Source organism: Cyanobium sp. LEGE 06143, assembly GCF_015207535.1.
GTDB lineage: Bacteria > Cyanobacteriota > Cyanobacteriia > PCC-6307 > Cyanobiaceae > NIES-981.
The window spans coordinates 1-2,328 of the sequence record NZ_JADEWP010000271.1; the positions used below are offsets into that span (position 1 = coordinate 1).

Genomic DNA, 2,328 nt, shown 5'->3' on the forward strand with positions numbered 1-2,328 from the left:
CGGTGGGGCTCGATCCCGAACTCTCGCACCGCCTGGCGCGGCGGACCGAGGACCAGCTCTGGCGCCTGGGCCAGTCGCTGGAGGCCTGGGAGCAATGGCGCGACGCGCGCGCCGAACAGAGCCTGGAGGGCCCTGAGCGCCTGCTGCTGGAGGGCCGCCTACGCCGTGGCGTCGGTGATCACTGGACAGGGCTGAGCCAGCTGGAGCAGGCCAACCTGCAGCTGCGCGCCGACCAGTGCCCCACCGTGAAACAAGTGGCTGAAAGCCTGGCGGAGAGTGCCTTCAGCGCCGAACTCAACCAGGCGGGGCGCCAGACCGGCGTGGCGCCGACCCTGCTGGCGGCGGTGGCCCGGCAGGAGTCGCGCTTCAGCACGGCGGTGCGCTCACCGGCCGGGGCCGTGGGCCTGCTGCAGCTGCTGCCTGAGACTGCCGACGAGCTGACCTCCGGGCCCCTCGCCCCAGAGGCTCTGGAAGATCCGCAGCGCAACGCCGATCTCGGGGCGCTCTATCTGAGCCAGCTGATGGCCCGCTGGGAGGAGAATCCCCTGCTGGTGACGGCCAGCTACAACGCCGGCCCCAACGCCGTGGCGGACTGGCTGGGCCCCTGGCTGGACACCCTCCCGGAGCTGTGGGTGGAGGCCATCCCCTTCCCCGAAACCCGGATCTACGTGAAGAAGGTGCTGGGCAATCTCTGGGATGTCCAGAGCCAGAAGCTGCCCGTGTGTCCCTGAACGAGCCCTAACCCGCCAGCCAGCGCCCCAGTGTCGCCCCGAGCAACACCAGGGCGCCAAGGGCCAGAGCGAGGTTCTGGGGAGGCGGCACGACACGCACGCGGGCCAGATCGAGGCGGGCCAGCAGCACGGCTGAGGCCAGGATCAACATGTTGGCCAGGGCGTTGAGATGCAACAGGTAGAGGCCACCGGTGATGGCCAGCAGCAAGGTGACTACCAGGGTCATCACCCGGCTGGAGGCCATCAGGCTGGAGAGCTGGCGCAGCAGCAGATCCGGCATTGTGCACACCACCACCACCACCAGGGCGTGGAGGCAGTCGATCGACCAGAACAGGCTGGCGATGGCATCGGCATCGAGGGCACCGATCGGCGGCAGCGAGCCGGCGGCCAGTGGCCGGCTCCAGTGCAGCCCCTCATAGACCGCGATCGCCCCGAGCACCAACAGCATCGGCGCCCGGAACGGCAGCGCCAGCAGGCGCAGGACCGACAGCAGCGCCGCAGAGAGCGAGGCGATCACAGCGGGTCCAGCACCAGGGCGATGGCCTCCAGCGGACAGCTGGGAATGCACTGCTCACAGACCAGGCAGCGGGGGGCATCGAAGTGGAGGGTCCAGGCCGGAGCGCTGAAGCCGAGCGCGCCGCTGGGGCAGACACTGGAGCAGATGCCGCAGTCGATGCAGCGATCGCGGTTCACGGCGATCTGCCCGGGCGCCCGGTTGAGGCCGAGCCCCTGGCTCTCCAGCCACACCTCGGCCGCCTCGAGTTCGTCGATGTCACCAGAGAGTTCCACCACCATGGTGCCGCTCTGGTTGGGAGCGATCTGGGCGCGGAGGATCTTGGCCGCCACATCGAAATCCACCGCCAGGCGGTAGGTGATCGGCTGGTGCACAGCCTCGCGGGGGAAGTGGAGGGTGAGTCGCCGCTTCACGGAACCGGTGGCGGGGCAGGGCTGGCAGAGTGCACCGCAAGCGGTGCTATCTCCCCAACCCTATCCACGATGAGCAGCTCTTCACCGGCCCAGGGCCTCGGCCAGCGCGAGCGCCTGGTGCTCGTGCTGATCGGCGTGGTGCTGGCAGCGGCGGTGTTCTGGCTGCGAGGCGGACTGAAACCCCAGGCGCCGCTGGACGCCCTGGCCCGGCGCTCCCCCGAGCTGTCCGTGGCCCTGGCCAACGGCCGCCCCACCTTGGTGGAGTTCTACGCCGACTGGTGTGAGGCCTGCCGCGCCATGGCCCCGGCCATGGACAGCCTGGAGCGGCACTACCGCGGTGAGCTCGATCTGGTGCTCCTCAATGTGGACAACCCCCGCTGGCAGCCGGAGCTGGAGCGCTACGCGGTGAACGGCATCCCCCAGCTGGAGCTGTTCAATGGGGCCGGCCAACCGGTGGGCCGTTCGATCGGGGCCCGCAGCGCCGAGGAACTCGAGGCCCTCGCCCAGGCCCTCACCCAGGGGACGAACCTGCCGGTCCTGGCCGGGGTGGGAGCCGTGAGCCCGTTGACGGCAGCCGAGGCCCAGCCGGCCGCCGGCGATGCAACGCCTGGCACGATGGCAGGCCCGCGCAGCCACGGCTGAGGTCTGCCATGCCTGCCCCCTCCCCCAC

General features: G+C 70.4%; 4 protein-coding genes. 2 read left to right on the plus strand and 2 right to left on the minus strand.

The window, feature by feature from the left end:
* Positions 1-731: lytic transglycosylase domain-containing protein (locus IQ216_RS13405; protein WP_193815867.1), on the plus strand; the 731-nt coding region annotated here is incomplete at its 5' end.
* Positions 732-738: 7 nt separating this feature from the next.
* Here IQ216_RS13405 and IQ216_RS13410 read toward each other — a convergent pair.
* Entirely contained in the window at positions 739-1,179 is a 441-nt protein-coding gene (locus tag IQ216_RS13410; RefSeq protein WP_228007524.1) for a hypothetical protein, read from the minus strand.
* A 65-nt stretch (positions 1,180-1,244) separates the two neighbouring features.
* Positions 1,245-1,658: an NIL domain-containing protein gene (locus IQ216_RS13415; protein ID WP_186700803.1), complete on the minus strand. Its 414-nt coding sequence runs from the start codon at positions 1,656-1,658 to the stop codon at positions 1,245-1,247.
* A gap of 69 nt (positions 1,659-1,727) precedes the next feature.
* Between IQ216_RS13415 and IQ216_RS13420 the strand changes: the two genes are divergently transcribed.
* Positions 1,728-2,300, plus strand: a complete 573-nt coding sequence (locus IQ216_RS13420) for a thioredoxin domain-containing protein (protein WP_193815868.1) — start codon at positions 1,728-1,730, stop codon at positions 2,298-2,300.
* Positions 2,301-2,328: the final 28 nt, after the last annotated feature.